The following is a 26,259-nucleotide window of genomic DNA, read 5'->3' on the forward strand; positions in this document are numbered from 1 at the left end:
CCTCCAGGAGCATCAGCATTCGTGAGCCGGGCCGAGCACACCGAGGGCGCGCCGTCGCCGGAACAGGCGCATGCGCAGCACGTCGCCGCGTTGTTCAAGGAACATCACCATGCCCTGCTCGCCTTCCTGCACTGCAAGCTCGGCTCGATGGCGGACGCGCAGGACGTGGCACAGGAGGCATACATGCGCATCGTGACCCTTGAGCGTCAAGACGCGCTGGCGTCGCCGCGGGCCTACCTGTTCCATGTGGCCTCGAACCTGGCGGTGGACCGGCTGCGCATGCGCAAGGTCCGCGAAAGCGCGGCGGTGGACCTGCCGGAGCAGGACCTGCCGCTGTCGCCGATTCCGGAGCGGCACGCCACGGCCAGCGAACAACTGCGCCAGCTGACCCGGGCACTGAAGGAACTTCCCGCCAAGACCAGCCGCGCCTTCGTGCTGCACGTGATCGAAGGCAAGGACTTCGGCATGATCGCCAAGGCGATGAACGTGAGCGAACGGATGGTCCGCTACCATGTGGCCAACGCGCTCGCGCATTGCCGCAAACGCTTCGACGAAGCGGAGATCCCGTAGTGGACAGCGGCATCGACAAGCACATCCTCGACGACGCCGCGCGCTGGTGGACCCTGCTGCGCGAACCCGACAGCAGCGAGGACACCGTCGCGCGCTGGCTGGACTGGACCGCGGCCGACCCGCGGCATCTGCAGGCGTTCGAACGGATCAACGCGCTCGGCGGCGACCTGCGTGCGCTCGATGCCACCGCCCGCGACGAACTCGTGCGCACCTTCGCGCCGCCGCGCTCACGCTCGCGCTGGCGGCCGTTGCAGGTGGCGGCCTGCATCGGCGTGCTGGCGCTCGGCGGCGCCCTGGCGTGGCGGCAGTTGCATGCGCCACCGGTCACCCAGGTCTACGGCAGCGCGATCCGCCACCACCAGGACATCGTGCTGGCGGACGGCTCGAAGATCGCGCTCGGCGGCGCCTCGCGGCTGAGCACGCGGTTCAGCGCCGCGCAGCGCCACGTGGACCTGATCGCCGGCGAGGCCTTCTTCGAAGTGGCGCATCACCCCGGGCGTCCGTTCGTGGTCGATGCCGGCGGCGTGTCGATCCTGGACGTGGGCACCGCCTTCGATGTCAGCCGCGACGGCGAACGCGTGGAGGTCGCGGTCACCGAAGGCCGGGTCCGCATCTACGGCGCCGGCCAGGTGCCGGCCGACGGCAGCGGCGGGCTGGAAGCGGTGGCCGGCCAGCGCGTGACCTACGATCCGGCCCGGCCGACGCTGCAGGTCAGCAAGATCAGCGTGGAGCAGGCCACGGCCTGGCGCGATCATCGGCTGGAGTTCGTCGACACGCCGCTGGACACGGTGATCGCCAGGATCAACCGCTACAGCGACCGTCCGCTGCGCCTGGCCGACCCGGACCTGGCGCGACTGAGGTTCACCGGCAGCGTGGACACCGAAGCGACGGCGCAGTGGACCGCGGCCTTGCCGCAGGTGTTCCCGCTGCAGGTGCGCCAGGGCAAGGACGAGATCGTGCTGAGCCGCCGCTAGGCGATGCCGTCCCCGCCCCGGCCGCCCTGGGCGGCCGGCGGCGATCGCCTGGCCCAGAGGCACGCCGTCGGCGCTGTCGCGCATGGCATAATTTGCGCTTCCGCTGGGGGGCGAAGTGCAGTGCGTGGGCTGAGGCGACTGATCATCTGTAGCAGCCTGGCGCTGCAAGTCGTACCCTGGAACCCTGCCCTCGCCGCCGCCCTCGCGTCCGACGCACGGCAAGTCGCCTTCTCGATCCCGCCGCAGCCGCTGTCCACGGCGCTGATCGCGTATGCCAAGCAGGCCAACGTGCAGGTCGTTACCGCCAGCCCGACGCTGGCCGGGCTGCACAGCGACGGGGTGCAAGGCGTGCTCGCGCCGGAGACGGCGCTGCAGCGCCTGCTGCAGTCCAGTGGCCTGGCCTATCGCCTGCTCGACGCGAACACGGTGACGGTCACGCCGGCCGCCACCGAGGCGGTACCGGCCGATGCCCCGGATGGCCACAGCGCCGGCACCCCGCCCAAGCTGCTGGAACAGATCGACGTCGCGGCGCTGACCGAGCGCACCATGGGCGACGTGCCCGCCTATGCCAGCGACGCGCTGCGCTATGCCGCCGACGCCATCGCCGTGCCGCAGTCGGTCAACGTCGTCGCCCCGCACCTGATGGCGTCGCAACAGGTCCGCACCGTCGCCGACGCCCTGCGCAACGTGGCCAGCGTGCAGCACATCGAAAACCCGTTGCGCGCGCCGTTGTTCAAGATCCGCGGCATCTACACCGGCAACGGCATGACCGACGGGATGCCAAACAGCTTCGTCGGGCTCGGCGGCTATCCGCCGATGATCGGCGTGGAACGGGTCGAGGTGCTCAAGGGCCCGGAGTCGATCCTCGGCGACAGCAACGGCGGCGACATGAGTGGACTGATCAACGTCGTCACCAAGCAGCCGCAGCGCACGCCACAGCGCGCGCTGCGCTATGCCTTCGGCGAACGCGGCGACGTGCAGGCCGGGCTCGACGCCACCGGGCCGATCGGCGCCACGCCGCTGCGTTATCGCCTCATCGTCTCCGGCCAACATGCCGATGCCACGGCGCAGGGCTACGGCCCGCGCAACGCCGCCTACCTGGCGCCGTCCATCGCCTGGCAGGGCGACGACAACCGCCTGGTGCTCGGCGTGCAGCGCGTGACCGATCGCCAGCCGGCCGCCGACCACGCGCTGCTGCTGCGCAACCGCGTGTCGGCGATGACGCCCAGGGGCTTGCGCCTCGGCAATCGGCAGGACCACACCGCCTACCGCACCCAGCGCGCCTACTACCTGTTCGATCAGCGGCTCAGCGACCGCTGGCAACTGCGCAGCCGCGGCCAGTACGTGACCCAGGCGATCGAGGCGCGCAACTGGGGCATGTTGTCGCCTTCGCCGAAGGGCGTCGTGCGGGCCTATGCCGAGGCCTATCGCAACACGACGGCGTACTACACCGTCCAGAACGACCTGGTCGGCACGTTCGGCGACGGAGCGCTGACGCAGACCGTGACCCTGGGCCTGGATTACACGCGCGCCCGCCTGGGCAGCAGCGACTACTTCATCCGGATGCACCGCCGCCACTACGACGTCTTCGGCGACGAGCGACTGGGACCGGTGAACTGGCCGCATTCGCGGCGCGGGATCCTGCATTACCCCGGCAGCCCCTGGTCGAGCCGCAGCGGCATCCTGCTGCAGGACCAGATCAGCATCGGCGAGCACTGGGACGTGTTGTTGGCGCTGCGCCGCTCGGCCTACGAAATTTCCAACTACGACGCCAAGGGCAAGCTGCGCCAGCTGCGCAGGCGCCGCTGGGTGCCCAATGTCGGCGTGGTCTACAAGCTGAGTCCGGAGGCGTCGCTGTACGCCAGCAGCATGAACGGCTTCGCGCCGAGCACCGTGCTCGGCAGGAACGGCCGGCCGCTGCCGCCCGCGCTGTCGCGACAGGTGGAGGCCGGTGCGAAGCTCGATCTGTTCGAACACCGTGCCCGGCTCACCGTCGCGTACTACGTGATCACCGTCGACCGCAGTTTCGATCTGGTGCTGGCGCATCCGTCGTACTTCGCCAGGCCGATCGACAGCCAGAGCAACCATGGGCTGGACCTCGATTTCGTCGGCGCGCCCGCCCCGGGCCTGGAGCTGAGCAGCAGCCTGGCGCTGGCGCGCATCGGCCGCCGCGACGGCACGCCGACCACCGGCGTGCCGCGCACGCGCTTCACCCTGTGGGGCAGCTACCAGTTCCAGGACAGCCGCTGGAGCGGCTGGGGCGTGGCGGGCGGCATCCTGGCGCGCGACCACACCCTCGGCCGGCGCCTGGGCGGGGGATACATCAGGATCCCGGGGCAAGCGAGCGTCGATGCGAACGTGTCCTACCGCACCGATGCCTGGGACGTGACCGTGGGCATGCGCAATGTCTTCAACCGCCGGCTGTATGCCGACGAGTTCGATGAGACCTTCGTGCCGCTGCCCGATGGCCGCAACCTGCTGCTGACCGGCACCTACCGGTTCTAGCGCGCGTCGCGGCCGACGCGCCAGGCGTTGCCTCTCCCACTCGGCGAATCGCTCGCATGCCATGGCCTGGCGCCAGCCTCGCCAGCGGCCGCGTGCAGACCCGCCCGCCGCGCGACGCTCAGGCCTCGGTGGACGCCTGCGGCGCCTCTTCGACCTGGCCGAGTTCGTGCAACAGCGCCGTGGCGTAGCTGCCCGGCGGCAGCGCGAACCGCAGTTCCAGCGCATCGCCCTGCCCGTCCAGCCAGCGCCACTGCAGGTCCGCCACGCGCAGGCGGGTCGCGCGCCGCTCCTGTTTCAAGCCCTCGCGCTCCAGGCCTTCGCGCAGGCGCAGCGCGACCGCCTCGTCCAGCGCCGCCAGTTCCAGCGCACGCGCCGCCTCGGTGCTGCGCAGCTCGCCGGCGCCCCACAGCGGCGCGGACGGATGGATGTCGAAGCGCTGCAGGCGCTCGGCCAGCGCCTCCGACCAGGGTTCCGGACCGAACACGCTGCGGCTGCCGTCGAGCATCCATACCTCGCCGTCCAGCGCGCCGTCCCAGTTGCCGGCGGCCACGCGTGCGGCCAACACCCGGTTGAACAGTTCCGACCGGGCCGCCGACAGCAGCAGCGAGCGCTGCTCGCGCCGCACCCGGCGGCCGCCGAACATCGCCAGCGCGGCGCCGACGTTGCCGCCGTCGCGGCCGAAGCGCTGCTCGCCGAACCAGTTGGGAATCCCGCGCGCGGCGATCTGCGCCAGCCGCGCCTCGATCGCCGTGCGCTCGCCACGCACCTCGCGCAACACCAGCACGAAGCCGTTGCCGGCCAGCGCGCCGCGCGGCAGCTTGCGGTTGTGCCAGTGCGCCTCCAGCACCTGCAGGTCCGCGTCCTGCAGGCTCTCCAGCGCCGGCGCCACGCGCTTGGGCAGATGCACCGAGAAGCGCTGGGTGGTGACCGCGTGGCGGTCCTTCATGCCGGCATAGCCGATCGCCAGTTCCGCGACCCCGGCCCACTGCGCCAGGCGACGCGCGACGAAGGCGGTATTCATGCCGCGCTTGCGCACGCTCAGCAGCAGGTGCTCGCCCTCGCCGCTGGGCGCGAACGCGGGCAGTTCGTCCACCTGGAAATCCTCGGCGGTGCTGCGCATGCGCGCCTGCAGCGGCGCGGCGCCGAACGCGCGCGGCAGCTCGCTCACAGCGCCACCAGCAGGGCCACCGCCTGCGCCGCGATGCCCTCACCGCGGCCGGTGAAGCCGAGCTTTTCGCTGGTGGTGGCCTTGACGCTGACGCAGTCCAGCTCGACCTGCAGCAGCGCCGCCAGGCGTTCGCGCATCGCCTGCGCCTGCGGGCCGACCTTGGGCCGCTCGCAGATCACGGTGACGTCGGCATTGCCCAGGCGCCAGCCGCGCGCGTGCAGCAGGCCCACGCAGTGATCGAGGAACTGCGCGCTGTCGGCCCCCTTCCAGCGCGGATCGGACGGCGGGAAGTGCTGGCCGATGTCGCCCAGCGCCAAGGCGCCGAGCAAGGCGTCGCACAGCGCGTGGATCACCACGTCGCCGTCGCTGTGGGCGAGCACGCCGCGCTCGTGCGCCACGCGCACGCCGCCGAGCATGATGTGGTCGCCCTCGCCGAAGGCGTGGACGTCGTAACCCTGGCCGATGCGGAAGGAGGGAGGAGCAGAAGCACTGTGTGACATGGGAATCCTGTTCGTGAAAAGCGTCGAGGCCGCCTGACGGTCAGACGCCGGGGTGCAGCGTGCGCATGTAGACCGGCAAGGCCTCGGAAGCCGGCATCGCGTCTTCTTCCACGTCCGCTGCGCCCCACCGCGGGTTGCGCCAGTCGGCCTGGACGATGCGCTCGACCAGCGCCGGCAACGGCGTCTGCCGGATGGGCACGCAGAACGGCAGGCGGCCATGCGCCGAGGACACCAGGCTGAAGCGCAATTGCCGCGCCTGCCCGTCGTGCCAGCAGTAGAACGTCATCGCCGGCGCCCCTTGCGCACGCAGCGTGGCCTGCCGATCGTCGGCGACCGCCTCCACGAACCGTGCCACGCTCGCGACGTCGATGCCTGCGGATTGCTCCGCGGACGGCGAGAACGCCCACAGGTTGGCGTGGGCCTCGTGGCCGATGTCCTCGCCATCGACCACGATCGCCTCGCCGCTGGCCTGCTGCAGCCAGGCGAACGCCACGGCATCCTCGAACCGCATCAGCCGCTCCGTCGCTGGGACAGTTCGAACTCGAAACGCGCCAGGTCGGCCGGCGTGGTCACCTTGAAATTGTCTTCGGCGCCTTCCACCAGCAGCGGCCGCAGCCCCAGCAACTCCATCGCCATGGCGTCGTCGGTGACTTCCACGCCGGCCGCGGCGGCCTGCTCCAGCGCGCGGCTCAGTTGCATGCGCCGGAACAGCTGCGGGGTCAGCGCGCGCCACAGGCGCGCGCGCGGTTCGGTGCCGTCGATGCCGCCGTCGTCGCCGGCGCGCTTGAGCGTGTCGCGCACCGGCGCGGCCAGGATCGCGCCGACCGGATCGCCGCGCCCCGCTTCCAGCAGCCGGTCCAGGTCGGCCAGCGCCAGGTTCGGGCGCGCCGCATCGTGCACCAGCACGAAATCGTCCGCCTTCACCGACTCGGGCAAGGCGTGCAGTGCGGCCAGCACCGAGCCGGCGCGGCTGCCGGCGCCCAGGCAGGTCAGCACCGGCTTGCCGGCCAGTTCGGTCCAGCCCGGCCACTGCGCATCGTCGGCGCCCAGCGCGACCATCGCCCCGGCCACGGCCGGATGCGCCAGCAGCGCTTCCAGCGCATGCGCCAGCAAGGGGCGCCCGCCCGCCTGCAGATACTGCTTGGGGGTAGCGCCGCCGAAACGGGTGCCGCGGCCAGCCGCCGGGACCACGGCCCAGACCGTGGCCATCAGGGCTGTTCGCCCGGCGCCGGCGCAACAGGCGCCGGCTGCGCGCCCGCCGCCGTGCCGGCCGGCGTCGACACCGGCGCGTTCTCGACCACGCGGTAGAACTTCTCGCCCGGTTTGATCATGCCCAGCTCGCTGCGTGCGCGTTCCTCGATCGCCGCCTCGCCGTCCTTGAGGTCCTTGACCTCGGCGGCGAGCGCGGCGTTGCGTTGCTGCAGTCCTTCGTTGTCGCGCTTCTGGTGCTCGACCTGGCTTTCGAGCACCAGCACTTCGCCGGAATTCCCCGGACCGAGCCAGAAACGGTACTGCAGCCACGCCAGCAGTCCCGCCAGCACCAGCAGCAGCCAGCGCCAGTTGCGCACGGCTTATCGCTTGAGCGAAACGAAGGCGCTGCGCCCGGCGTAGCGGGCGGCGCTGCCCAGCGCCTCCTCGATGCGCAGCAGCTGGTTGTACTTGGCCACGCGATCGCTGCGGCACAGCGAGCCGGTCTTGATCTGGGTGGCGGTGGTGGCCACGGCGATGTCGGCGATGGTGGTGTCCTCGGTCTCGCCGGAACGGTGCGAGACGATGGCCGCGTAGCCGGCCTTGTCGGCCATGGCGATGGCTTCCAGGGTCTCGGTCAGGGTGCCGATCTGGTTGACCTTGATCAGGATCGCGTTGGCGGTGCCGGACTCGATGCCCTGCTTGAAGATCTTCGGGTTGGTCACGAACAGGTCGTCGCCGACCAGCTGCACCTTGCTGCCGATGCGGTCGGTGAGCAGCTTCCAGCCGGCCCAGTCGTCCTCGGCCAGGCCGTCCTCGATGCTGACGATCGGGTACTGCGCGGCCCAGTCGGCGAGGAAGTCGACGAACTGCTCGCTGGTCAGGCGCTTGCCCTCGCCCACCAGATGGTACTTGCCGTTGTCGTAGAACTCGCTGGAAGCCACGTCCAGGCCCAGCAGCACGTCTTCGCCGGCGGTGTAGCCGGCCTTGCCGATCGCTTCCAGGATGGTGTCCAGCGCTTCCACGTTGCTGCGGAAGTCCGGGGCGAAGCCGCCCTCGTCGCCGACCGCGGTGGACAGGCCGTGGCCCTTGAGCACGGACTTCAGCGCGTGGAAGATCTCGGTGCCGGCGCGCAGCGCCTCGGAGAACGAGGCGGCGCCGACCGGCAGCACCATGAACTCCTGGAAATCGACGTTGTTGTCGGCGTGCGCGCCGCCGTTGATGATGTTCATCATCGGCACCGGCAGCGCCAGGTTGGCGGTATTGCCCGCGGCCAGCGACTGCCACAGCGGCTGCTTGCGCGAGGCGGCGAGCGCATGGGCGTTGGCGAGCGAGACGCCGAGCAGCGCGTTGGCGCCGAGGCGGCCCTTGTTCTCGGTGCCGTCCAGGTCGATCAGGCGGCGGTCCAGGCCCTGCTGGTCGGCGGCGTCGAAGCCCTGCAGCGCGCCGGCGATGGTGGTGTTGACGTTCTCCACCGCCTTGCGCACGCCCTTGCCCAGGTAGCGGGTCTTGTCGCCGTCGCGCAGCTCGACCGCTTCCTTGGTGCCGGTGGACGCGCCCGAGGGCACCGCGGCACGACCGAACGAACCGTCCTCCAGGATGACATCGGCTTCCAGCGTGGGATTGCCGCGGCTGTCGAGGATTTCACGGGCGTGGATGCTGCGGATCGTACTCATGGGCGGGCCGGTTACCTGTAGGAAGAGGGGGCGGAAACGAATGCCGGCTGATTATCCCCGGCCGCCCGTTCCTTGCCAAATGCCGCCTCAGCCGAGGCCCACCGCGCCCGGCGGGATCCCGCCGAGGAACAGCAGGATCAAGGCCAGCATCGCCAGCAGCAGGCCGGCGGCGATGCCGGCCAGGACCCGGCCGCGCCGCAGCGCCCAGCCCAGCGCGGCGGCGATCAATGCCCCCAGCCCGGCAACCGCCAGCACCAGCAGGCCGCCGACGATCCAGGGCTGCATGGCCAGAATGCCGTGGTCGCCGTCGCCGGGCGCGCCGATCGCGCGGGTGAAGGCGAACAGCACCACGCCCAACGCCGCCCAGGCCAGCAGCGACAGCAGCAGCGCGCACAGACCCCAGGAGCACCGGCCACGCGCGGTCATCGCGGTCATCCCGACGCGGACGCGGGCACCCGGCAGGATGGCGCATCCAGCCAGGCGCAGCGCGCAATCCGCAACGGCAGCGCAGGCCTCACGCGAAGCGCGAGAAGCCGTGCTTCTTGGTCACCGCGTCCAGCTCCATCAGCGTTTCCAGCAGCGCTTCCATCTGGTCCAGCGGCCACGCGTTGGGGCCGTCGGACAGCGCCTTGGACGGATCCGGATGGGTCTCGGTGAACACGCCGGCCACGCCCACGGCCACCGCCGCGCGCGCCAGCACCGGCACGAACTCGCGCTGGCCGCCGGAACTGCTGCCCTGCCCGCCCGGCAACTGCACCGAATGGGTGGCGTCGAACACCACCGGGCATCCGGTCTCGCGCATCACGCTCAGCGAGCGCATGTCGCTGACCAGGTTGTTGTAGCCGAAGCTGGCGCCGCGCTCGCAGACCATGATCTGCTCGTTGCCGGTGGACTTGGCCTTCTCCACCACCGGCTTCATGTCCCACGGCGACAGGAACTGGCCCTTCTTGATGTTGACCGGCTTGCCGGCCGCGCACACGTTCTTGATGAAATCGGTCTGCCGCACCAGGAACGCCGGGGTCTGCAGCACGTCCACCACTGCCGCCACCTCGTGCATCGGCGTGTACTCGTGCACGTCGGTCAGCACCGGCACGCCGATCTGCGTCTTCACCGCTTCCAGCACCTTCAGCCCCTCTTCCAGGCCGGGGCCGCGGAAACTGGTGCCGGAGGTGCGGTTTGCCTTGTCGAAGCTGGACTTGAAGATGAAGTTGATGCCCAGCCGGCCGGTGATCTCCTTGAGCCTGCCGGCGACGTCGAGCTGCAGTTGCATCGACTCGATCACGCACGGGCCGGCGATCAGGAACAGCGGCTGGTCCAGGCCGACGTCGAAGCCACACAGTTTCATTGGATCACCTATCGGTTGAGCCCCGCCCAGCGGGGCGCGAGATTGGGGCGAAAGTACTCCCCTCTCCCACCGGGAGAAGGGTTAGGGGTGAGGGTCCGAACAACACCTCACGGAATCAAGCCCCTCTCCCCCCGGGAGAGGGGTTGGGGTGAGGGTCCGGGCGCAGCCTCGGGAACTCGACCACACGAGGCTGCGCCCGTCCCCTCATCCGGCGCTTCGCGCCACCTTCCCTCAAAAAGGAGGCAGTGGTCCCGAAGGGAGAAGGAATTAAGCGCGCGCTTCCTTCAACAGCTTGCCGCCCGCCTTGCGCTCGCGCGCAGCGCGCACGAAGCCGATGAACAACGGATGGCCGTCACGCGGCGTGGACAGGAATTCCGGGTGCGCCTGGCAGGCCAGGAACCACGGATGCGTCTCGCGCGGCAGCTCCACCATCTCCACCAGGGTGTCGTCCATCGACTTGGCGGCAATCACCAGGCCGGCGTCCTCGAGCTGGGTGCGGTAGCGGTTGTTGAATTCGTAGCGGTGGCGATGGCGCTCGGCCACCACGTCCTTGCCATACAGCTCGCGCGCCAGCGTGCCCGGCTTGAGCCGCTGCTCCTGCAGGCCCAGGCGCATGGTGCCGCCGAGATCGGACTTCTCGTCGCGCTTCTCGACATCGCCGCTGGCGGTGCGCCACTCGGTGATCAGGCCGATCACCGGGTACGGCGACTGCCGGTCGTTCTCGGTGCTGTTGGCCGCGTCCAGCCCGGCGACGTGCCGCGCGTAGTCGACCACCGCCGCCTGCATGCCGTAGCAGATGCCGAAGTACGGCACGCCGTGCTGGCGCGCGTAGCGCGAGGTCAGCACCTTGCCTTCGAAGCCGCGGTCGCCGAAGCCGCCCGGGACCAGGATGCCGTCCACGTCGGCCAGCGCCGCCATGTCGCTGCCTTCCAGGTCCTGCGCTTCCAGCCACTTCAGGTTGACCTTGGTGCGCTGGCGCAGGCCGCCGTGCTTGAGCGCCTCGCCGACCGACTTGTACGCGTCCTGATGGTCCACGTACTTGCCGACCACGGCGATGGTGACCTCGTCGAGCGGATGCTTGATCGCGTCGACCACCGCCTCCCACTCCGACAGGTTGGCCGCGCCGACCTTGTCGCGCAGCTTGAACTGGTCGATGACGATCTCGTCCAGGCCCTGCCGGTGCAGCTCCAGCGGCATGCCGTAGAGCACGTCGATGTCGGCGGCGCTGATCACCGCGCGCTCGGAGACGTTGGTGAACAGCGCGATCTTGCGCCGCTCCGAATCCGGGATCGCCTGTTCCGAACGGCACAGCAGCACGTCCGGCTGGATGCCGATCGAACGCAGTTCCTTGACCGAATGCTGGGTCGGCTTGGTCTTCAGCTCGCCGGCCGCGGCGATGTACGGCACCAGGGTCAGGTGCATGAACATGGCCTTTTCGGCGCCGCGCTCGGTGCGCACCTGGCGGATCGCCTCCAGGAACGGCAGCGATTCGATGTCGCCGACGGTGCCACCGATCTCCACCAGGGCCACGTCGAAGCCGGCGGTGGCCTCGTCCACGCAGCGGCGGATCTCGTCGGTGATGTGCGGAATCACCTGCACGGTGGCGCCGAGGTAGTCGCCGCGGCGCTCCTTGCGGATCACGTTCTCGTAGATGCGCCCGGTGGTGACCGAATTCTTGCGCGACAGCCGCGTGCGCACGAAGCGCTCGTAGTGGCCCAGGTCCAGGTCGGTCTCGGCGCCGTCGTCGGTGACGTACACCTCGCCGTGCTGGAACGGGCTCATCGTGCCCGGGTCGACGTTGATGTAGGGGTCCAGCTTCATCATCGTGACCGACAGGCCACGTGCTTCGAGAATGGACGCAAGCGAAGCGGCCGCGATGCCCTTGCCAAGCGAGGACACTACGCCGCCGGTAACGAAGATCAGGGGGGTCATGGCTCAAAGGCCTCCCGGAAAGCCATAGTTTAACGGGTGAAGCGGATTTGCCCAAGCGCTTTCGCGCAACAGCCGCCCCACAAAAAAGCGACGCCCCGGGCGACCGGGGCGTCGTGTGCCGGAAAGCGGGCGCAGGCTCAGGGCTTGCGCGCTTCCTCTTCCTCTTCCTTCTTCGGCGCGGCCGCATCCCTGCCGGCCTTGTGCTCGGCGGCCGCGGCGGCGCGGCGCTTGGCCTTGGCGTCGGCCTCGGCCTTTTCCTTGGCAACCTGCGCCTCGTAGGCAGCGGCACCGGAGGCGGCCGGATCGGCGCTCTGCGCCTGGGCCATCGCGACCGGCACGGCCACCGCGGCGGCGACCAGGGCGGCCAGGGTCAACAGCTTGCGAACGTTCATGGCGGACTCCTTTGGGACGTGCGACGAAGATGTGGGCGACGTCGCGGTTTTTCCAGGGCCAGACTAGCGCAGTGGCGCCGCACCCGCCCTGAACACCGGCGACGTGCAAAAAAGCGCCGCAGACCGCACACTTCCTGATCTGCTTCGCGCCACCTGCTGAGACGCATGAATACCCGCTACAACGCCGCCGACATCGAAGTTCTCTCTGGCCTGGACCCGGTCAAGCGCCGGCCCGGCATGTACACCGACACCGCTCGGCCAAACCACCTGGCGCAGGAAGTCATCGACAACGCCGTGGACGAGGCGCTGGCCGGCCATGCCCGGCACATCGAGGTGACGCTGTACAAGGACGGCAGCTGCGAGGTGTCGGACGACGGCCGCGGCATGCCGGTGGACATCCACCCGGAAGAGAAGATCTCCGGCGTCGAACTGATCCTGACCCGGCTGCACGCCGGCGGCAAGTTCAGCGACCGCAACTACACCTTCAGCGGCGGCCTGCACGGCGTCGGCGTCAGCGTGGTCAATGCGCTGTCCAAGCACGTGGAGCTGTTCATCAAGCGCGAGGGCAACGAGTACCGCATGGCCTTCGCCGATGGCCACGCTGCCTCCAAGCTGGAGATCGTCGGCAGCGTCGGCAAGAAGAACACCGGCACGCGCCTGCGCTTCTGGCCGGACCCGAAGTATTTCGACACGCCGAAGTTCGCGGTGCGCGCGCTGCGCCACCTGCTGCGCGCCAAGGCGGTGCTGTGCCCCGGCCTGACCGTCAAGCTGCACGACGAGGCCACCGGCGAGCAGGACACCTGGTACTTCGAGGACGGCCTGCGCGACTACCTGCGCGGCGAACTGGCCGAACGCGAGCTGCTGCCGGCCGAGCTGTTCGTCGGCAGCCTGAAGAAGGACCGCGAGATCGTCGACTGGGCGGTGGCCTGGGTGGTGGACGGCGAGCTGGTGCAGGAGAGCTACGTCAACCTGATCCCGACCGCGCAGCACGGCACCCACGTCAACGGCCTGCGCAGCGGCCTCACCGATGCGCTGCGCGAGTTCTGCGACTTCCGCAACCTGCTGCCGCGCGGCGTCAAGCTGGCGCCGGAAGACGTGTGGGACCGGGTGGCGTTCGTGCTGTCGCTGAAGATGACCGACCCGCAGTTCAGCGGCCAGACCAAGGAACGCCTGTCCTCGCGCCAGGCCGCCGGCTTCATCGAGGGCGCCGCACACGACGCCTTCAGCCTGTGGCTGAACCAGAACGTGGAAACCGGCACGCGCATCGCGCAGATCGCCATCGACCGCGCCAGCGCGCGGCTGAAGACCGAGAAGCAGATCGTACGCAAGAAGGTCACCCAGGGCCCGGCGCTGCCGGGCAAGCTGGCCGACTGCATCAGCCAGGACCTCTCGCGCACCGAACTGTTCCTGGTCGAAGGCGACTCGGCCGGCGGCAGCGCCAAGCAGGCCCGCGACAAGGATTTCCAGGCGATCCTGCCGTTGCGCGGCAAGATCCTCAACACCTGGGAAGTGGCCTCCGGCAGCGTGCTGGCCTCGGAGGAAGTGCACAACCTGGCGATCGCGATCGGCTGCGACCCGGGCAAGGAGGAGATCGACGGCCTGCGCTACGGCAAGGTGGTGATCCTGGCCGACGCCGACTCCGACGGCCTGCACATCGCCACCCTGCTGACCGCGCTGTTCCTGCGCCATTTCCCCTCGCTGGTGCGCGCCGGCCACGTGTTCGTGGCGATGCCGCCGCTGTTCCGCGTGGACGTGGGCAAGCAGGTGTTCTACGCGCTGGACGAGGAAGAGAAGCGCTCGCTGCTGGACAAGATCGAGCGCGAGAAGATCAAGGGCCAGGTCAGCGTCACCCGCTTCAAGGGCCTGGGCGAGATGAATCCGCAGCAGCTGCGCGAATCCACCATCCATCCGGACACCCGGCGCCTGGTGCAGCTGACCGTGGACGACGGCGACCAGACCCGCTCGCTGATGGACATGCTGCTGGCCAAGAAGCGTGCCGGCGACCGCAAGCAGTGGCTGGAGACCAAGGGCGACCTGGCGTCGCTGGAGGTCTGAGGCGGCACGCGCGCGTTGACGCTTCCTGTCAGCGCGTGCGTGGCGATGCCGATGTCGCTTCCCCGGCCGGCTCGGCAAGAACCGTATGGCGTTTACGCTAGCGGGTTGCGCCTGCTCCCGAGAGCATTGTGTGGGAGCGACTTCAGGGCACCTCTAACACCGCCGGGACACGTCCTGCAGGAGCGGCTTCCGCCGCGACGGGCGCTCCCGGGTAAGCCCGTCGCGGCGGGAGCCGCCATACGAAACAGCCTGATCCGCGGCAAAAGCGGATTATTCGAGGCGCCCTTCCGTCGCGACGCGCAAAGCAGGCAGATGCCCGGGCATCGTGCAGTCGGGACATCGTGCAGTCGGGACTGAAGTCCCTCCCACACCATACCCGCTTGCGCTCGGCACGGCCGGTGGTGCCGTAGCGCCCTCTTGACTGCATGCACAGCACTGACGGACGCCCAGGCCGTCAGCCGTGCGCGGGCGCCGTCGGCACCACCCCCGTGCACGCATGATCCTGCAGCTCCTCCGCACCGACACCATCGCCGGGGAGCGCGGTGGCGGCCAGCAGCACGAAGCCGGGACGGCCGTCGGCGAAGTCGGCGCCGACCACCGCCAGGGTCTGGTGTGCCATGCGCTGCTGCGGCGGCAAGGCGCGCGCCAGCAGCGCCAGCGGATTCGCATCGAGCGCCTCGCCCTCCACGCGCATGGCCCGATAGGCGTGGCCGTGCAGCGGCTGCGGCAACGGCGCCCAGGCCGGGCCGATCGACGCCTGCATCGCCTGCAGCTGGTCACGCACCTGCGGCGCCAGGCAGTCGATGTGGATGTGCAACTGGTCCTGGGAGCGTGCCGAGGGCGGATTGATCGTGAGGCTGGTCAGATCGCGCGGCAGCGGCCGGCCCAGCGCTTGCGCGACCCGGGTCCGCGCCTGCCAGGCCAGGCCCAGCCAGTTCGGCGCGCTGGCGGCACGCGCGCGCGGATCCTCGATCCCGCTGACCGGCACGGTCGGGATCAGCAGGTACTGGTAGTCGCCGCGCAGGTCCTTCATCAGGGCATAGCGCTGGCCGGGTTCGGCATGCACCTCGCTGCACGGCGCCGGATCGGCGCCGGCCCGCGCTTGCGGCAGGCAGCGGGTGCTCAGCAACCGCCACAGGCGCTGGCGATCGTGGGCATGCGGATCGTGCGCGGACGGCGCGTCGGCCACCGGCGGCGGCGCGCTGGCGCAGCCGGCCAGCAATGCCGCGAGCGACAGGCACGGCAGCAGGCGGGAACGGAAGATGGGCATGCGGAACGGACTGGACATGGACGAGCCGGCGATTGTAGCCAGCGCCGATGCCTCGCCATCCCGCGGCCGCGCCGCCGGCGACCATGGCTTTGTGCACATCCGCCGCGCCGGCGCCGCGGCCTAGCATGCCGGTCCCCTCCCTGCGAGCGACTGCCCCCGTGCCGACCTTCCCCTCCGCCCTGCTGGCCGTGCTGCTGGCTGCGATGCCGATGAGCGCGGCGCTGGCCGCCGATGCCGATGCCGATGCGGCGAATGCCGACAAGGGCGACAAGCCCGCCGCCGCCGAACTGGCGCCGCTGCCGGCCGACGCCCAGACCAGCCAATCCACCCAGCTCGATGGCAGGACGCTGCGCTACACGGTCAAGGTCGGCACGTTGCCGGTGAAGGACAAGCAGGGCAAGGTCGTCGCCGACGTCGTCTATACCGCCTACACCATGGACGGCAAGGACCGCCCGGTCACCTTCGCGCTCAATGGCGGCCCCGGCGCGGCGTCGGTGTATCTCAACCTGGGCGCGATCGGGCCGAAGGTGGTGGCGTTCGGCAGCGAGGGCGACAGCGCCTCGGCACCGGCGCAACTGCACGACAACCCCGGCACCTGGCTGGACTTCACCGACCTGGTGTTCATCGACCCGGTCGGCACCGGCTTCAGCCGCTCGCGCGTGGCCGACGAGCAGGCCAAGAAGCTGTTCTACAACCCGCAGGCCGACATCGAATACCTCTCGCGCACCATCTACGACTGGCTGCTGAAGAACCAGCGCCTGCAATCGCGCAAGTACCTGGTCGGCGAAAGCTACGGCGGCTTCCGCGGCCCGCGCATCACCCATTACCTGCAGACCAAGCTCGGCGTGGCGATGAACGGCGTGGTCCTGGTCTCGCCGTATCTGAACCCGACCCTGGACGACAACGGCGACGTCTCGCCGCTGCCGTGGATGCTGACCCTGCCGTCGATCGCCGCCGCGCGCCTGGAGCGCGAGGGCAAGCTGACCCCGGAGGCGATGCGCCAGGTGATCGACTACACCCGCGGCGACTACGTCACCGCGCTGCTGCGCGGGCGCTCGGACCCGGCCGGCACCACCCGCATGATCCAGCAGGTGACCGCGATGACCGGTCTGGACCCGGCCTTCGTGCGCCGCGCCGGCGGCCGCCTGGAGACCCAGGCCTACCTGCGCGAGGTGTTCCGCGACAAGGGCGAACTGGGCAGCCGCTACGACTCCAACGTCACCGCCTTCGACCCGTTCCCCAACGCCCCCGAGCAGCGCGCCAACGACCCGCTGCTGGACAGCATCATCGCCCCCACCACCACCGCGATGGTCGATTTCGTGACCCGCGTGGTCGGCTGGAAGATCGACGCCCGCTATCAGGCGCTGAACTACGACGTGAACCGGCTGTGGGACTGGGACGACGAACTGCGCAAGGGCTCGGTGACGCAACTGCGCCAGGCGGTGGCGATCGACCCGAAGCTGCGCGTGCTGATCGTGCACGGCTGGAACGACCTGTCGTGCCCGTTCATGGGCTCGGTGCTGACCGTGGACCAGATGCCGGTGATGGGCAACGACCCGACCCGCGTGCAGGTCAAGAACTACCCCGGCGGCCACATGTTCTACAACCGCGCCGACAGCCAGCGTGCGTTGCGGCAGGATGTTTTGGCGATGTATCGGGCCAATTGATGGGAATGGGGAATCGGGAGTGGGGAATCGCAGGAGCGACTCCCCGGCATGCGACGCAGTAAGGCGACCTGGTTTGTTCGGAGCGTTGTCGCGATAAGCACGCGGCATCGCCGTGCCTGGGACGCCGGCGCCTTTACGATTCCGATCTCCCCATTCCCAGTTCCCGGCATCCCTCTGCCGACATCGGTCCTCTGAACGAGAGCCGCGGAAGCGGCCCTCGTCGCTCTACCAGAAAGGTGAGCCGAGCCAGGCATGCGGCATCGCCATGTCTGGGACGCCAGCGCCTTCACGATTCCCGTTTCCCCATTCCCGATTCCCCGCCCCTCTGAAAGAGGGCCGCGGAAGCGGCGCTCATCGCACCATCAGAAAGCGAGCCGAGCCAGGCACACGGCATCGCCGTGCCTGGGACGCCAGCGCCTTTACGATTCCCGTTTCCCCATTCCCGATTCCCCGCCCCTCTGAAAGAGGGCCACGGAAGCGGCGCTCATCGCAGCATCAGAAAGCGAGCCGAGCCAGGCACACGGCATCGCCATGCCTGGGACGCCAGCGCCTTTACGACTCCCGTTTCCCCATTCCCGACTCCCCGCCCCTCACACCCACCCAAACACCGCGAACGCCCGGAAAATCAGATACGCCACGCCGGCAGCGGCGGGGATGGTCAGGATCCAGGCCCAGACGATGCGCTCGATGACGCCGAAGCGCAGCGAGCGCGGGTTCTTGGCGAAGCCCACGCCCATGATCGCGGTGGAGATGCTGTGGGTGGTGGACACCGGCATGCCGAAGTGCGCGGCCAGGGTCAGGATCGTCGCCGAGCTGGTCTCGGCGGCGAAGCCGTGGATCGGATGCAGCTTGACCATCTTGTGGCCCAGGGTCTTGATGATCTTCCAGCCGCCGGAGGCGGTGCCGGCGGCCATCACCACCGCGCAGGTCAGCACGATCCAGGTGGCGATGCCCGGCCCCTGATGGGCGTCGGGGTGCAGGAACGCCAGCCACGACGGCAGCTCGTCCAGGGCGCCGGTGCTCTGCGCGCCGATCAGGGTCATGGCGATGATGCCCATGGTCTTCTGCGCGTCGTTGTGGCCGTGCGCGTAGCCCATGTACGCGGCCGAGGCGATCTGCGCCTTGCCGAAGAAGGCGTTGACCCAGCGCGGCCGTGCCAGCCGCCCGAGCGGGCCGCCCAGCTTGGCCAGGCCGGCGATCGCCGCCCACAGCAGCAGCATCACCGCGATGCCGAGCAGGAAGCCGGCGATCGGCGAGGTGACCATCGGCACGAACACCTTCCACAGCAGGCCCTTGTTCTTGGCCCAGTCGCCGACGTTCTGCGACCAGATCAGCGCGCCCCAGTTGTTGTGCGCGGCGGCCAGGCCGGCGCCGCACAAGCCGCCGATCAGCGCGTGCGAGGACGAGGACGGCAGGCCCTTCCACCAGGTGATCAGGTTCCAGACGATGCCGCCGAGCAGCGCGCACAGCACCACCTGCGGGGTCACCGCGACCACCTCGGTATTGAGCAGGCCGGAGGCGATGGTCATCGCCACGGCGGTGCCGGTCAGCGCGCCGACCAGGTTCATCGCCGCCGCCAGCATCACTGCCCAGCCAGGGCTGAGCACCTTGGTGGCGACCACCGTGGCGATCGAGTTGGCGGTGTCGTGGAAGCCGTTGATGAACTCGAACACCAGCGCCGCCAGGATCACGATCAGGACCAGGGTCAGCATCGGCGCGCCTCCACGCACGCGGCGGCGGCGGCGGCGGCGCGCGCGCGCAGGGCGCCACGGCCGCGCAGGCAGCAACTCCGCAGCGCGTCCATCAGGAGTTCTTCAGCACGATCTGGTAGACCACCACGCCGGCCTCGCGGCAGCGGTCGATGGCCTTCTCCAGGATTTCGAAGAACTCCTTGAGCAGGAACATCTGCAGGTTGTCCAGGCGCCCGGAGTAGATGTCGCGGTACAGCTCCAGCATCAGCCGGTCGGCCTCGTTCTCCAGCGAGCGCAGCTTGTCGTTGAGCGCGCTCATCCGGTCCAGGTTCATGTTGCGCAGGTCGTGGACCATCTCCACCACCACCGCCGCGGCCTGCTCCAGCATCGCCGCGCGCGGGGCGAAGTCGATGTGCTCCAGGTGCTGGATCGCCAGCGAGTAGCGGTCGGCGAACTTCTCCACCTGCTTGGGAATCTTGTACAGCGCCGAGCCCAGCGCCTCGATGTCCTCGCGCTCGATGGGCGTCATGAAGCTGTCCACCAGCGCCTGGCCGATCTTGTCGGAGGCCGCGCGCTCGCGCAGGCGCGCCAGCTTGAAGCCGTCCAGCGCCGGCTGCCGGTCGGACTCGCGCATCATCGCGTGCAGGGCCTTGGTGCTGTCGTAGGCGGCCTGCGCCGCCTCGTCGAGCAGGGTGTAGAACTGCTTGCCGGAACCGAAGATGGTCTGCAACGAAAACATGCAACGCGCTTCCCGCCGTCGCGGGAAGGACGGCACTGGGGCGGAATTATGACTGTTTGCTGACACCTGCGGGTAGTCGCGGTGCCGCGGCAGGCCCGGGCGCCGTCGGCGCGGCGTGGACGCGGCCCCGGTCCGGGTTTGCTACCATCGCTGCCGCGCCCTCCGCGGGCGCACCCTATGGACGATCACCCTAGCCCCCCTCCCCCGCGCCGCGACGGCGCCCATGTCCCCGCTTTCCTTGGCGCCAAGGAGCGCGCGCATGCTTGAACTGTTGATCGTGGCAGCCCTGGTGCTGCTGAACGGTTTCTTCGCGATGTCCGAGATGTCGCTGATGACCTCGCGCAAGAGCCGCCTGAAGCAGATGGCGCAGACCAGCACGCGCGCGGCCAAGGCGCTGGCGCTGGCCGAGAACCCCGAGCACTTCCTGTCCACCGTGCAGATCGGCATCACCGCGATCGGCATCCTGACCGGCGTGTTCGGCGGCGAGGCCATCGGCGTGGCGATCGCCGCCAAGCTGCAGGCGCTGTTCCCGGCGCTGGCGGCCAATTTCACCCTGTTCGGCGATCCGCAGCCGTGGTCGGCGCTGATCGGCAAGACCCTGGCGATCGTGCTGATCACTTTCCTGACGCTGATCTTCGGCGAACTGGTGCCCAAACGCCTGGCGCTGACCCGCTCGGAGGTCATCGCCGGCTTCGTCGCCATCCCCATGGGCTGGCTGGCCAGGATCGCCGCGCCGTTCGTGTGGGTGCTGTCGCGCTCGACCCGGCTGGTGCTGCGCCTGCTCGGCCTGGGCAAGCAGGAATCGGCCTCGGTGACCGAAGAGGAGATCCGCATGCTGGTGGCCGAGAGCCACGAGGCCGGCGTGATCGACGTGCACGAGCGCGACATGATGAACCGGGTCATGCGCCTGGGCGACCGCACCGCCGACAGCCTGATGACCCCGCGCAACCGCATCGCCTGGCTCGACGCCAACGCCGAGCCGCAGCGCAACCTGCAGGTGATGCGCGAACACGAATTCTCGCGCTACCCGGTGTACCGCGGCAGCGACCAGGACATCGCCGGCGTGCTGGAGGTGAAATCGCTGGTCACGCGCATGGACGGCGATGCCACCCAGCTCTTCCAGAACCTGCGCGACACCCTGTTCGTGTCCGAGTCCACCCACGCGATGAAGCTGCTGGAGATCTTCCGCGAGGAGCAGCAGTCGATGGCACTGGTGGTGGACGAGTACGGCGAGATCCAGGGCCTGGTGACGATCAGCGACCTGATGGGCGCGGTGGTCGGGCGCCTGCAGTCGGCCGACACCGCCGACGAGGACGCGCTGGTGGTGACCCGCGCCGACGGCTCGCTGCTGATCGACGGTTCGCTGGCCATCGAGGACCTGCGCGAACTGCTGGGCGGCGCCGAGCTGCCCAGCGCCGAGGAAGGCGACTACAACACCCTGGCCGGCCTGTGCATCTACTACTTCGGGCGCATCCCGCACGCCGGCGAGTTCTTCGACTGGGCCGGCTGGCGCATCGAGATCGTCGACCTGGACGGCGCGCGCGTGGACAAGCTGCTGTTGCGCAAGCTGCAGGACGAGAACAGCGATGACATCACCGGGTAAGGCGCCCGGCGACGAGGACCAGGACCGGGGCCACGGCTACAGCGCCGAGGGCATCCGCACCCTGCTCGACACCTTCGTCCTCGGCGACCCCGAGGAACACCTGCGGCTGCGGCTGATCCTCGCCGACCTGCAACAGAGCGCGTTCGGCGTGTTCCTGTTCGTGGCGATCCTGCCCGCGTTCCTGCCGGTGCCGGGCCTGGCCGGCGGCATCAGCGGGCCGCTGGTGACGCTGATCGGCGTGCAGATGCTGATCGGCCTGCGCAAGCCGTGGCTGCCGCGCTTCATCGGCGAACGCGGGCCGCGCCGCCGCACCATGCAGCGCTTCGTCGGCCGCATCGCGCCGTGGCTGCGGCGCCTGGACCGGCTGCTCAAGCCGCGCCTGCCGATGCTGGTCGACAGACTGCCGGCGCGTGCGTTCAGCGGCCTGCTGCTGATCGTGCTGGGGATCCTGCTGTCGCTGCCGATCCCGTTCACCAACTACGCCTTCGGCGCGATGCTGCTGCTGTTCGCGCTGGCCTTGCTGGAGCGCGACGGCGGGCTGATGCTGCTGTCGTGGCTGGGCAGCGTCGCCGTGGCGCTGAGCCTGGGATTGGCCTCGGACCAGGTGGTGGACCTGGGCCGGGAATGGATGCAGAAGCTGCGCTGATCGCCGCGCGGCAGCGCAGCGTTCCGCTGCCGGCTCACTTCACCAGGGACAGCTCCGCCTCGCTGGCGAACACGTTGCGCATGTGCGACGGGCGCGGCGACGCGCCCTGGCTTGCCCGTTCCGTCGCCTGGCCGCGCACGCGCTCCAGACATTTGCTCAGCTGTTGCAAGGCCGCTTCCAGTCCACATTCGTGCACCGGTGCCGTCGTCGAAGGCTGTGCGTTCATTGCCGATCCCCTGTTTGCGTCGTTGATACGCCCATGTGCTGGGCCGAACGCCATGCTCAATGCGCGTCGCGAGACGATCACATACCCGCCAAAATCAAAACATCGTGAAAGCACGGCACAGCGTGATGCGCATCAACGTAAATGTGGCGATTGCCACCTGCGCGCGTCTGCGCTCGTAGACACACGCGCACGCCTGCGCATCACGCCGCGGCGGCGACCTGCGTCCAGGCCGCGGCCGCGAGTTCGAACGAGCGCAAGCGCGCCGCGTGATCGTGGATGTTCGCGGTCAGCAGCAGCTCGTCCGGACGGTGCCGCGCGACGAAGTCGGACAGCCCGCGTGCGACCGTCTCGGCATCGCCGAGCACCGTGCAGGCCAGCGCCCGCTCCACGCCCAGCTTCTCGTGCGGCGCCCAGAACGCCTCGATGTCGTCGATCGGCGGCGGGATCAGCCCGGGGCGGCCACGACGCAGGTTGACGAAGCTCTGCTGCTGGGTGGTGAACAGGCGTCGCGCCTCGGCGGTGGACGCGGCGGCGACCACGTTCAAGGCCAGCACCGCGTACGGCGCCTGCAGCCGCGCCGAGGCGCGGAACTCGCGGCGATACACCGCCAGCGCCTCGTCCATCGCATCCGGGGCGAAATGCGAGGCGAAGGCGAACGGCAGGCCCATCGCCGCGGCCAGGCGCGCGCTGAACAGGCTGGAGCCGAGCAGCCACACCGGCACCTCGATGCCGGCGCCGGGCACGGCGCGCACCAGTTGCCCGTCCACCGCCGGCTCGAAATAGCGCAGCAGTTCGGCGACGTCCTGCGGGAACTGGTCGGCGCTGTCGAAGTAGCGCCGCAACGCGCGCGCGGTAGCCTGGTCGGTGCCGGGCGCGCGGCCCAGGCCCAGGTCGATGCGCCCGGGATACAACGAGGCCAGGGTGCCGAACTGCTCGGCGACCTGCAGCGGCGCATGGTTGGGCAGCATGATGCCGCCGGCGCCGACGCGGATGCGCTTGGTGCCGCCGGCCACATGCCCGATCAGCACCGCGGTGGCGGCGCTGGCGATGCCCGGCATGTTGTGATGCTCGGCCAGCCAGTAGCGGTGGTAGCCCCAGCGTTCGGCGTGCTGGGCCAGGTCCAGCATGTTGGCGAAGGCGGCGGTGGCGTCGCTGCCTTCGCAGACCGGCGCGAGGTCGAGGATGGAGATCGGCATCATGGCGAAACAGGTTCCTGCAGGCGATGCCGTCGATGTGGGGGCGCGCGGCGTCGATTGCAGGGCGCGCGGCCGGAACGCTGATTTGCGCTGGGCGTGGTGCGCGGTGGGAGGGCTGGGGAGGACGGTTGGCTGGCTGTCGGACCCTCACCCCACCCCCTCTCCCGGGGGGAGAGGGGCTTTGGCCTTTCCCTTCTCCCCTCGGGAGAAGGTGCCCCGAAGGGGCGGATGAGGGTGCGGGCGAAGCCTCGTATCGCCAGATCGGCGCGAGCGCTGCGCGCTCCGTACCCTCACCCCAACCCCTCTCCCGGGGGAGAGGGGCTTTGGCGTCTCCCTTCTCCCCTCGGGAGAAGGTGCCCCGCAGGGGCGGATGAGGGTACGGGCGAAGCCTCGTATCGTCAGATCGGCGCGAGCGCTGCGCGCTCCGTACCCTCACCCCAACCCCTCTCCCGGGGGGAGAGGGGCTTTGGCGTCTCCCTTCTCCCCTCGGGAGAAGGTGCCCCGAAGGGGCGGATGAGGGTGCGGGCGAAGCCTCGTATCGTCAGATCGGCGCGAGCGCTGCGCGCCCTTACCCTCCCCCCTCTCCCGAGGGGAGAGGGGCTTTGGCCTGCTGCTACCACGCCAGTTGCACGGAACCCTGGCTACGCTGACGCCCCCTGCCCTTGCCTGGTCACCCCCATGTCGCTGATTCCGCCGCCCGCCCCCGTTCCCGCCCTGCCGTTGCGCGACCGCGTGGTACTGGTCACCGGCGGTGCCCAGGGCATCGGCCGCGGCGTGGTGCAAGCGGTGCTGGGCGCTGGTGGGCGGGTCGCCTTCTGCGATCTCGACGCCGACGCCGGACGCGCCTGCGTGGCCGAACTCGACGCCGGCGAGCGCCTGCTGTTCCGCCGCGTCGACGTGGCCGCCGAGGCCAACGTGCGCCGCTTCGTCGATGCCGCACTGGCCCGGTTCGGCCGCATCGACGGGCTGGTCAACAACGCCGGCATCGCCGATCCGCATACAGGACCGCTGGAACGGCTGTCGCTGCGCGAATGGAACCGGCGGCTGGGAGCGAGCCTGGGCGGCGCCTTCCTGTGCAGCAAGCACGCGCTGCCGGCACTGCGCGACAGCCCCGGCGGCGGCGCCATCGTCAACATCGCCTCCAGCCGCGCGCAGCAGTCCGAAGCGGATACCGAGGCCTACGCCGCGTCCAAGGGCGGGCTGGTGGCGTTCACCCATGCACTGGCGATCAGCGCCGGTCCGGACGTGCGGGTCAACTGCATCAGCCCGGGCTGGATCGCCACCGACGCCTGGCGCAAGCCGACCGCGCGGCGCGCCCCCAAACTGTCGCGGCAGGACCATGCGCAGCACCCGGCCGGGCGGGTCGGCACGCCGCCGGACATCGGCGCGCTGGCGGTCTATCTGCTGTCGGCGCAGGCCGGCTTCATTACCGGCCAGGACTTCGTGGTCGACGGCGGGATGACGCGCAAGATGCAGTACGCCTGACGGCGTGGGGATTGGGGAATCGGGAATGGGGAGTCGTTGGAGCGGCTGGTGCCTCACCTGACGGGCCGAGTGCACCATCTGGCAGCAAACCGCCTTTGCCAATCCCCAATCCCGACTCCCGAATCCCCGCCGCGGCAATCAATCGCTGGCCGACGCCACGACGTCCACCAGCGGCCGCAACTGCGGATCCAGCGCCACGCGTTCGTCGAAAACGAAGCAGCGGCCGTCGTAGCCCTCGCCGCCCACTTCCTCGAAGTAGCCGAGGATGCCGCCGTCCAGCTGCAGCACGTTGTCCATGCCGTCGGCGCGCATCCACAGCGCCGCCTTTTCGCAGCGGATGCCGCCGGTGCAGAAGCTGACCACGGTGGCGTCGGCCAGCGCCGCGCGATGCGGGGCCAGCGCCTCCGGCAGCTCGGTGAACTTGACGATCGGCAGGGTCAGCGCGCCGGCGAAGGTGCCATGGACCACTTCCTGCGCATTGCGCGTGTCCAGCAGCACCACGCGCTTGCCCGCGTCGTCGTGGCCCTGGCGCAGCCAGCGCCGCAGCGTGGCCGGCGCCACCGCCGGCGCGCGCGCCGCCGCCAAGGGCGAGGCGGCGTCGCGGCGGAAGCTGATGATCTCCGGCTTGACCTTGACCTTCAGCCGCGCGAACGGCTGCTGTGCGCTGGGGCTGGTCTTGACGCGCAGATCGGCGAAACGCGGATCGGCGCGCAGTTGCGCGTAGAAACCGTCGATCGCCGCCGGCGCGCCGGCCAGGAACAGGTTGATGCCCTCGCCCGCCACCAGGATGGTGCCGCGCAGCTCGCCGTCCTGCGCCCAGGCGTGCAATTGCGCGGCGAGCGCGTCGGGATCGGCGATGGCGACGAAGTGGTAGGCGGCGGTGTTGGCGATCATCGGCCCATTTTAGAGCCTGCGACCTATGACCGCTGCAGGGATACCGATCGCCCCTTGCGCGCACGGGTGCGTCGGGGCGGCGTGTTGATGCCTCGCCCCAAGCATCAACGCCGCTGCTAACCGCGCAGCAGCAGGAACGGCAGCAGCACCAGCGAGGCCACCAGCAGCATGCCCAGCAGCGTCGCCAGCACGAACAGCGGGCGCTGCCGCAGCAGGCTGGCGAAGGTCTCGGCGCTGCCGTCACGCAGCGCCGCGGCGCGCTCGGCGCGGGCGCGTTCGCCGCGCCTGGCCTGGTACTCGGCCAGCAACGCCTTGGCCCGCGGCTGCTCAGCGTCCTCGCGCAACCAGATGCCGCCGGCGGAGATGCCGAAGGTGCCGGCGCGGGTTTCGTAGTAGCCGATGCCGGCGGCGTCGAGCAGCGCGCAGACCTCGGCGCGTTCGTCGTCGGGCACGTGGCGCAGATTGAGCAGCAGTTTGGCCATGCGCCGATGATAGCCGCTGCGGCGATGCGCTACCCTTGCACGCCCTGCCCGCCGT

At 69.8% G+C, this 26,259-nt stretch carries 26 protein-coding genes; 9 read left to right on the forward strand and 17 right to left on the reverse strand.

Features of this window, described 5'->3' with window-relative positions; genetic code table 11:
- Positions 1 to 21: 21 nt before the first annotated feature.
- From NKJ47_RS12530 to NKJ47_RS12540, 3 genes are all read left to right on the forward strand, one after another.
- Positions 22 to 570: an RNA polymerase sigma factor gene (locus tag NKJ47_RS12530; RefSeq protein ID WP_254458211.1), complete on the forward strand. Its 549-nt coding sequence runs from the start codon at positions 22 to 24 to the stop codon at positions 568 to 570.
- Positions 570 to 1,544, forward strand: coding sequence for a FecR family protein (locus tag NKJ47_RS12535; RefSeq protein WP_254458212.1), 975 nt, complete (start codon positions 570 to 572; stop codon positions 1,542 to 1,544). The genes NKJ47_RS12530 and NKJ47_RS12535 overlap by 1 nt, the downstream gene beginning before the upstream one ends.
- A 288-nt stretch (positions 1,545 to 1,832) precedes the next feature.
- Positions 1,833 to 4,049 (forward strand): TonB-dependent siderophore receptor, encoded by a 2,217-nt coding sequence (locus tag NKJ47_RS12540; protein ID WP_254458213.1) that lies wholly within the window; start codon positions 1,833 to 1,835, stop codon positions 4,047 to 4,049.
- Between the two features lie 118 nt (positions 4,050 to 4,167).
- Here the strand turns inward: NKJ47_RS12540 and truD are convergent, their stop codons facing one another.
- The 10 genes from truD to NKJ47_RS12590 form a co-directional block, all read right to left on the reverse strand.
- Positions 4,168 to 5,217, reverse strand: a complete 1,050-nt coding sequence (gene truD, locus NKJ47_RS12545; RefSeq protein WP_254458214.1) for a tRNA pseudouridine(13) synthase TruD — start codon at positions 5,215 to 5,217, stop codon at positions 4,168 to 4,170.
- Positions 5,214 to 5,717, reverse strand: coding sequence for a 2-C-methyl-D-erythritol 2,4-cyclodiphosphate synthase (ispF, locus tag NKJ47_RS12550; RefSeq protein WP_254458215.1), 504 nt, complete (start codon positions 5,715 to 5,717; stop codon positions 5,214 to 5,216). Before ispF ends, truD begins: the two co-directional genes overlap by 4 nt.
- A gap of 40 nt (positions 5,718 to 5,757) precedes the next feature.
- Positions 5,758 to 6,228, reverse strand: a complete 471-nt coding sequence (locus NKJ47_RS12555; protein WP_254458216.1) for a hypothetical protein — start codon at positions 6,226 to 6,228, stop codon at positions 5,758 to 5,760.
- Positions 6,228 to 6,926 carry a 2-C-methyl-D-erythritol 4-phosphate cytidylyltransferase gene (ispD, locus tag NKJ47_RS12560; RefSeq protein ID WP_429002417.1) on the reverse strand — a complete coding sequence of 233 codons (699 nt, stop codon included), beginning with the start codon at positions 6,924 to 6,926 and terminating at the stop codon, positions 6,228 to 6,230. Before ispD ends, NKJ47_RS12555 begins: the two co-directional genes overlap by 1 nt.
- Positions 6,926 to 7,285, reverse strand: coding sequence for a cell division protein FtsB (gene ftsB / locus NKJ47_RS12565; RefSeq protein WP_254458217.1), 360 nt, complete (start codon positions 7,283 to 7,285; stop codon positions 6,926 to 6,928). The genes ispD and ftsB overlap by 1 nt, the downstream gene beginning before the upstream one ends.
- A gap of 3 nt (positions 7,286 to 7,288) precedes the next feature.
- Entirely contained in the window at positions 7,289 to 8,581 is a 1,293-nt protein-coding gene (gene eno, locus NKJ47_RS12570) for a phosphopyruvate hydratase (protein ID WP_254458218.1), read from the reverse strand.
- A gap of 87 nt (positions 8,582 to 8,668) precedes the next feature.
- Complete coding sequence (locus NKJ47_RS12575) at positions 8,669 to 9,007, reverse strand: hypothetical protein (protein ID WP_254458219.1); 339 nt, start codon at positions 9,005 to 9,007, stop codon at positions 8,669 to 8,671.
- An 88-nt stretch (positions 9,008 to 9,095) separates the two neighbouring features.
- Positions 9,096 to 9,926, reverse strand: a complete 831-nt coding sequence (gene kdsA / locus NKJ47_RS12580) for a 3-deoxy-8-phosphooctulonate synthase (RefSeq protein WP_254458220.1) — start codon at positions 9,924 to 9,926, stop codon at positions 9,096 to 9,098.
- 267 nt (positions 9,927 to 10,193) lie between these two features.
- Positions 10,194 to 11,858, reverse strand: a complete 1,665-nt coding sequence (locus NKJ47_RS12585) for a CTP synthase (protein WP_254458221.1) — start codon at positions 11,856 to 11,858, stop codon at positions 10,194 to 10,196.
- Between the two features lie 137 nt (positions 11,859 to 11,995).
- The gene (locus tag NKJ47_RS12590) at positions 11,996 to 12,250 is read right to left on the reverse strand and encodes a hypothetical protein (RefSeq protein ID WP_254458222.1); all 255 of its coding nucleotides are present in this window, start codon (positions 12,248 to 12,250) and stop codon (positions 11,996 to 11,998) included.
- 165 nt (positions 12,251 to 12,415) lie between these two features.
- Here NKJ47_RS12590 and parE point away from each other — a divergent pair, with 165 nt between their 5' ends.
- Complete coding sequence (gene parE / locus NKJ47_RS12595; protein ID WP_254458223.1) at positions 12,416 to 14,305, forward strand: DNA topoisomerase IV subunit B; 1,890 nt, start codon at positions 12,416 to 12,418, stop codon at positions 14,303 to 14,305.
- A gap of 454 nt (positions 14,306 to 14,759) precedes the next feature.
- On the opposite strand, the gene NKJ47_RS12600 is transcribed toward parE, so the two are convergent.
- Positions 14,760 to 15,575: a CDP-diacylglycerol diphosphatase gene (locus NKJ47_RS12600; protein ID WP_254458224.1), complete on the reverse strand. Its 816-nt coding sequence runs from the start codon at positions 15,573 to 15,575 to the stop codon at positions 14,760 to 14,762.
- Between NKJ47_RS12600 and NKJ47_RS20715 the strand changes: the two genes are divergently transcribed.
- Both NKJ47_RS20715 and NKJ47_RS12605 read left to right on the forward strand, forming a co-directional pair.
- Positions 15,574 to 15,699: a hypothetical protein gene (locus NKJ47_RS20715; RefSeq protein ID WP_302329793.1), complete on the forward strand. Its 126-nt coding sequence runs from the start codon at positions 15,574 to 15,576 to the stop codon at positions 15,697 to 15,699. The genes NKJ47_RS12600 and NKJ47_RS20715 overlap by 2 nt on opposite strands.
- A gap of 79 nt (positions 15,700 to 15,778) precedes the next feature.
- Positions 15,779 to 17,242, forward strand: coding sequence for a S10 family peptidase (locus tag NKJ47_RS12605; protein ID WP_429002535.1), 1,464 nt, complete (start codon positions 15,779 to 15,781; stop codon positions 17,240 to 17,242).
- 590 nt (positions 17,243 to 17,832) lie between these two features.
- Here the strand turns inward: NKJ47_RS12605 and NKJ47_RS12610 are convergent.
- Positions 17,833 to 18,954, reverse strand: coding sequence for an inorganic phosphate transporter (locus NKJ47_RS12610; RefSeq protein ID WP_254458226.1), 1,122 nt, complete (start codon positions 18,952 to 18,954; stop codon positions 17,833 to 17,835).
- 91 nt (positions 18,955 to 19,045) lie between these two features.
- A complete protein-coding gene (locus NKJ47_RS12615; protein WP_160948508.1) occupies positions 19,046 to 19,672 on the reverse strand; it encodes a DUF47 domain-containing protein in 627 nt (208 codons plus the stop codon).
- A gap of 259 nt (positions 19,673 to 19,931) precedes the next feature.
- Here NKJ47_RS12615 and NKJ47_RS12620 point away from each other — a divergent pair, with 259 nt between their 5' ends.
- The gene (locus NKJ47_RS12620; RefSeq protein WP_254458227.1) at positions 19,932 to 21,275 is read left to right on the forward strand and encodes a hemolysin family protein; all 1,344 of its coding nucleotides are present in this window, start codon (positions 19,932 to 19,934) and stop codon (positions 21,273 to 21,275) included.
- Complete coding sequence (locus tag NKJ47_RS12625; protein ID WP_254458228.1) at positions 21,259 to 21,921, forward strand: exopolysaccharide biosynthesis protein; 663 nt, start codon at positions 21,259 to 21,261, stop codon at positions 21,919 to 21,921. Before NKJ47_RS12620 ends, NKJ47_RS12625 begins: the two co-directional genes overlap by 17 nt.
- Positions 21,922 to 21,955: 34 nt before the next feature.
- Here NKJ47_RS12625 and NKJ47_RS12630 read toward each other — a convergent pair whose 3' ends face one another.
- Positions 21,956 to 22,147, reverse strand: coding sequence for a hypothetical protein (locus NKJ47_RS12630; RefSeq protein ID WP_254458229.1), 192 nt, complete (start codon positions 22,145 to 22,147; stop codon positions 21,956 to 21,958).
- 200 nt (positions 22,148 to 22,347) lie between these two features.
- Positions 22,348 to 23,346 carry an LLM class flavin-dependent oxidoreductase gene (locus NKJ47_RS12635; RefSeq protein ID WP_254458230.1) on the reverse strand — a complete coding sequence of 333 codons (999 nt, stop codon included), beginning with the start codon at positions 23,344 to 23,346 and terminating at the stop codon, positions 22,348 to 22,350.
- 675 nt (positions 23,347 to 24,021) lie between these two features.
- On the opposite strand from NKJ47_RS12635, the gene NKJ47_RS12640 reads away from it, so the two are divergent.
- Positions 24,022 to 24,828 carry an SDR family oxidoreductase gene (locus NKJ47_RS12640; protein ID WP_254458231.1) on the forward strand — a complete coding sequence of 269 codons (807 nt, stop codon included), beginning with the start codon at positions 24,022 to 24,024 and terminating at the stop codon, positions 24,826 to 24,828.
- 138 nt (positions 24,829 to 24,966) lie between these two features.
- Here the strand turns inward: NKJ47_RS12640 and NKJ47_RS12645 are convergent, their stop codons facing one another.
- On the reverse strand, positions 24,967 to 25,722 hold the full coding sequence (locus NKJ47_RS12645) for a sulfurtransferase (RefSeq protein WP_254458232.1): 756 nt from the start codon (positions 25,720 to 25,722) through the stop codon (positions 24,967 to 24,969).
- A 116-nt stretch (positions 25,723 to 25,838) separates the two neighbouring features.
- Positions 25,839 to 26,204, reverse strand: coding sequence for a DUF6164 family protein (locus tag NKJ47_RS12650; RefSeq protein ID WP_254458233.1), 366 nt, complete (start codon positions 26,202 to 26,204; stop codon positions 25,839 to 25,841).
- Positions 26,205 to 26,259 lie beyond the last annotated feature (55 nt).

Source organism: Xanthomonas sacchari, from assembly GCF_024266585.1.
In the GTDB taxonomy this organism is placed as follows: Bacteria; Pseudomonadota; Gammaproteobacteria; order Xanthomonadales; family Xanthomonadaceae; genus Xanthomonas_A; species Xanthomonas_A sacchari_C.

Coding starts and splice junctions, on each gene's coding strand:
- ispF (WP_254458215.1), bottom strand. CDS start 5,717: ATGTCACACAGTGCTTCTGCTCCTCCCTCCTTCCGCATCGGCCAGGGT.
- NKJ47_RS12555 (WP_254458216.1), bottom strand. CDS start 6,228: ATGCGGTTCGAGGATGCCGTGGCGTTCGCCTGGCTGCAGCAGGCCAGC.
- ispD (WP_429002417.1), bottom strand. CDS start 6,926: ATGGCCACGGTCTGGGCCGTGGTCCCGGCGGCTGGCCGCGGCACCCGT.
- eno (WP_254458218.1), bottom strand. CDS start 8,581: ATGAGTACGATCCGCAGCATCCACGCCCGTGAAATCCTCGACAGCCGC.
- NKJ47_RS12575 (WP_254458219.1), bottom strand. CDS start 9,007: ATGACCGCGCGTGGCCGGTGCTCCTGGGGTCTGTGCGCGCTGCTGCTG.
- kdsA (WP_254458220.1), bottom strand. CDS start 9,926: ATGAAACTGTGTGGCTTCGACGTCGGCCTGGACCAGCCGCTGTTCCTG.
- NKJ47_RS12585 (WP_254458221.1), bottom strand. CDS start 11,858: ATGACCCCCCTGATCTTCGTTACCGGCGGCGTAGTGTCCTCGCTTGGC.
- NKJ47_RS12590 (WP_254458222.1), bottom strand. CDS start 12,250: ATGAACGTTCGCAAGCTGTTGACCCTGGCCGCCCTGGTCGCCGCCGCG.
- parE (WP_254458223.1), top strand. CDS start 12,416: ATGAATACCCGCTACAACGCCGCCGACATCGAAGTTCTCTCTGGCCTG.
- NKJ47_RS20715 (WP_302329793.1), top strand. CDS start 15,574: ATGCGGAACGGACTGGACATGGACGAGCCGGCGATTGTAGCCAGCGCC.
- NKJ47_RS12600 (WP_254458224.1), bottom strand. CDS start 15,575: ATGCCCATCTTCCGTTCCCGCCTGCTGCCGTGCCTGTCGCTCGCGGCA.
- NKJ47_RS12605 (WP_429002535.1), top strand. CDS start 15,779: ATGCCGATGAGCGCGGCGCTGGCCGCCGATGCCGATGCCGATGCGGCG.
- NKJ47_RS12610 (WP_254458226.1), bottom strand. CDS start 18,954: ATGCTGACCCTGGTCCTGATCGTGATCCTGGCGGCGCTGGTGTTCGAG.
- NKJ47_RS12615 (WP_160948508.1), bottom strand. CDS start 19,672: ATGTTTTCGTTGCAGACCATCTTCGGTTCCGGCAAGCAGTTCTACACC.
- NKJ47_RS12620 (WP_254458227.1), top strand. CDS start 19,932: ATGCTTGAACTGTTGATCGTGGCAGCCCTGGTGCTGCTGAACGGTTTC.
- NKJ47_RS12625 (WP_254458228.1), top strand. CDS start 21,259: ATGACATCACCGGGTAAGGCGCCCGGCGACGAGGACCAGGACCGGGGC.
- NKJ47_RS12630 (WP_254458229.1), bottom strand. CDS start 22,147: ATGAACGCACAGCCTTCGACGACGGCACCGGTGCACGAATGTGGACTG.
- NKJ47_RS12635 (WP_254458230.1), bottom strand. CDS start 23,346: ATGATGCCGATCTCCATCCTCGACCTCGCGCCGGTCTGCGAAGGCAGC.
- NKJ47_RS12640 (WP_254458231.1), top strand. CDS start 24,022: ATGTCGCTGATTCCGCCGCCCGCCCCCGTTCCCGCCCTGCCGTTGCGC.
- NKJ47_RS12645 (WP_254458232.1), bottom strand. CDS start 25,722: ATGATCGCCAACACCGCCGCCTACCACTTCGTCGCCATCGCCGATCCC.
- NKJ47_RS12650 (WP_254458233.1), bottom strand. CDS start 26,204: ATGGCCAAACTGCTGCTCAATCTGCGCCACGTGCCCGACGACGAACGC.